The 2,770-nt window shown below is 59.2% G+C and carries 3 protein-coding genes and 2 pseudogenes; 2 read left to right on the forward strand and 3 right to left on the reverse strand.

Translation table 11 applies throughout. The features are described 5' to 3' along the window. A pseudogene (locus AC0L3N_RS33720) lies at positions 1 to 236 on the forward strand (hypothetical protein); the annotation flags it as partial. Here AC0L3N_RS33720 and AC0L3N_RS33725 read toward each other — a convergent pair. Beyond that, complete coding sequence (locus AC0L3N_RS33725) at positions 151 to 573, reverse strand: carbamoyltransferase C-terminal domain-containing protein (protein WP_473552000.1); 423 nt, start codon at positions 571 to 573, stop codon at positions 151 to 153. The pseudogene AC0L3N_RS33720 and the gene AC0L3N_RS33725 overlap by 86 nt on opposite strands. Then, entirely contained in the window at positions 479 to 709 is a 231-nt protein-coding gene (locus tag AC0L3N_RS33730; RefSeq protein WP_473551995.1) for a carbamoyltransferase C-terminal domain-containing protein, read from the reverse strand. The genes AC0L3N_RS33725 and AC0L3N_RS33730 overlap by 95 nt, the downstream gene beginning before the upstream one ends. Before the next feature lie 278 nt (positions 710 to 987). Between AC0L3N_RS33730 and AC0L3N_RS33735 the strand changes: the two genes are divergently transcribed. After that, positions 988 to 2,016, forward strand: coding sequence for an IS110 family RNA-guided transposase (locus tag AC0L3N_RS33735; RefSeq protein ID WP_473551998.1), 1,029 nt, complete (start codon positions 988 to 990; stop codon positions 2,014 to 2,016). A 217-nt stretch (positions 2,017 to 2,233) separates the two neighbouring features. Here AC0L3N_RS33735 and AC0L3N_RS33740 read toward each other — a convergent pair. After that, positions 2,234 to 2,767: pseudogene (locus AC0L3N_RS33740) on the reverse strand (transposase). Positions 2,768 to 2,770: the final 3 nt, after the last annotated feature.

The raw sequence follows: 2,770 nt of genomic DNA on the forward strand, positions 1-2,770 counted from the left end.
AAACGCTCCTCCAGCACAGGCCAGTCGATCGCCTGCGCCAGCCGTACCAGCTCGTGCTTCATATTGATGATCTGATCTCGCCAGACCAGGCACTGATGTCAATCACTGTGATGAGTTCGTGGATCGGATGTGGCTTCTGGATGATTTTCCTCATCGGTGGCCTAAAGGACATTCCTCATCTCTATGAGGCAGCATCGATCGATGGGGCTGGGAAGCGGCATGGGGTGCTATCTTGAGGAGATAAAAATCATCGTTGATAACAAATCCATCGAGACCTGTGGCCCGCGCATAGGTTAGCAAATCGCTTGCACGATTGATGAAGCCGGTGCCATTGAAGTTCAGCGATGTGTTGCAAAGGACGCCGACCCCGCTTTTCGCCTTGAACGAGGTAAGCAGCTGGAAGAGGCGCGGATTCTGCTCCCGAGAAACTGTCTGGGCCCGTGCTGTTCCATCGGCATGCGTGACGGCTTTCAACCTGCTATCGAGAACTTTCTGGAAAAAAAGCATATACGGCGACGGGCGTGCCAAGTCGAAGTGGAGCGCGACGTCCTGCTCCAGGCAAACTGGCGCGATCGGGCGGAAACTCCTCCCGGTTCTTGATGCGGTTTAGCCGCTCATGGGTTTCCTTTGAGAAAGGCGCGGCGAGAATTGACCGGTTGCCGAGCGCGCGTGGCCCGATTTCGCAATTCCCCTGCACCCAGCCAATCACCTTATCGTCGAGCAGCGCGCCGAGGCAACTTGGCCGTAGTCCAGTGGATGGACCTCCAGTGATCGTGTCCCAGGGAGTGGTGTAGCTGACGGCTTGGTCGCCGCGCTCTCCGGCATGGAGCCGGGCTGATCAGCGTGCCACGGCTGGCAGGCTGATGAGCGGATCATCGCTCATTTGGCTGATGGTTTCCAGATGGGGTGGATGCCAGCCTTCTCCGACGGCATCGCAATGTGCCAAGTTTGTGGTGTTAGAGCCACGCAAAGGAGAGGCAGGCATCCATGGAAAAAGTTACCATCATTGGGGTCGATCTGGCAAAAAACGTCTTTCAGCTGCATGGAGCCGCGGCTGACGGATCAGTCGTGTTCCGCAAGAAGCTGACGCGCCTGCAGTTTTGCAAGTTCATGGCGGATCAGCCAGCATGTGTAGTGGCGATGGAGGCGTGCGCCGGTTCCCATTATTGGGCTCGCGAGATGGTCCGGCTTGGCCATCAGCCGAAGCTGATTGCACCTCGGTATGTCAAGGCGTTCATCAAGCGGCAGAAGAACGATGCAGCGGATGCGGAGGCGATCGTCGAGGCGGCGCAACGGCCAACGATGCGCTTCGTCGAACCGAAAACCGAGGAGCAGCAGTCTCGGTCCATAATGTTTCGCACCCGAGAACAGCTGGTCAATCAGCGCACTGAGTTGGTCAACGCGTTGCGTGCGCACCTTTATGAGTTCGGCTACATCGCGCCGCAGGGAATTCGTTATCTGAGCCGACTTGAATGTTTCGTTGAGGACGAGAACGCCAAGTTGCCTGATCTGGCCCGCGAGATCTGCCGCGATCTGCTGGACCAGATCTACCAGCTGACCGGCCGGATCGACGCACTGAGGAAGAAGATCGATGCTCTATCGAGGGAAGCTGAGGCATCTCGGCGCTTGCAAACCATGCCCGGCGTTGGCCCCATCGCCGCCCTTGCCATCGAAACCTTTGCGCCACCGATGGAGACCTTCAAGTGCGGTCGTGACTTCGCCGCCTGGCTTGGGCTCGTCCCGTTGCAGAAGTCGACCGGCGGCAAACAACGACTAGGCAGAACCTCGAAGATGGGCCAATGCGATATTCGACGATTGCTCATCATTGGAGCCATGGCTGTGGTCCGATGGGCATCTCGGAAGGGCGCGCCGGAAGGCTCCTGGCTCGCCCGCATGATGCCGAAGAAGCCGCGTATGCTCGTGGCCATTGCGCTCGCCAACAAGATGGCGCGTGGCATCTGGGCCATGCTGACAAAGGAAGAGGATTACCGGAATCCGGCGACGGTGTCTGTATGACCAGCGCATCTGAAGCCGGTCTGTCGGGGATGTGAGGAAGGCCTGAACCGCATGGGCAAATGATCGATCAGATCGGGGTCAGGAAAACCAGAATGACGCACCGAGCCCTCACGCTCGCTTTCAAGATTTGGACCTGATCCGTGTATCACCATACCGGCCCGCGGCACGTCATGGCCGCAAATCAAGGCCTGACACAAGACCGCACTCGATCACGCGTTCAAAGGTTCAAAATCTTCCTTGCAAAACGTGCTGGCATCCACACAAGCGTCATGTATCTGGCGCGCTGCACGGCCCATTCGTCGTTCTGTTCGAGCAAGATCGCGCCGACCAGGCGGACGATGGCGTCATCATTTGGGAAGATGCCGATGACCTCGGTGCGCCGCTTGATCTCGCCGTTGAGGCGTTCGATCGGGTTGGTCGAGTGCCAGCTTGGCGCGGTGCTCCTTGGGGAAAGTCATGTAGGCAAGCACGTCGGGCTCGGCGTCGTCCATGATTGTCGCCAGCTTCGGTACCATCGGCCGGATCTGGTCGGCGACGGCGCGCCATTGCGTGCTTGCGGCCTCGGCGTTTCCTGGGCGAAGGCGGTGGCGATGAAAGCGGAGACGACGCGGCGCCCGCTCTTGCCGGCATGGGCCAGCACGTTCCTCATGAAGTGGACGCGGCACCTCTGCCATGTCGCGCACAGCACCTTGGTGACGGCCGCCTTGATGCCTTCATGGGCATCGGAGACGACGAGCTTGACGCCGCGCAGGCC

Source organism: Mesorhizobium sp. WSM4807 (assembly GCF_055811615.1).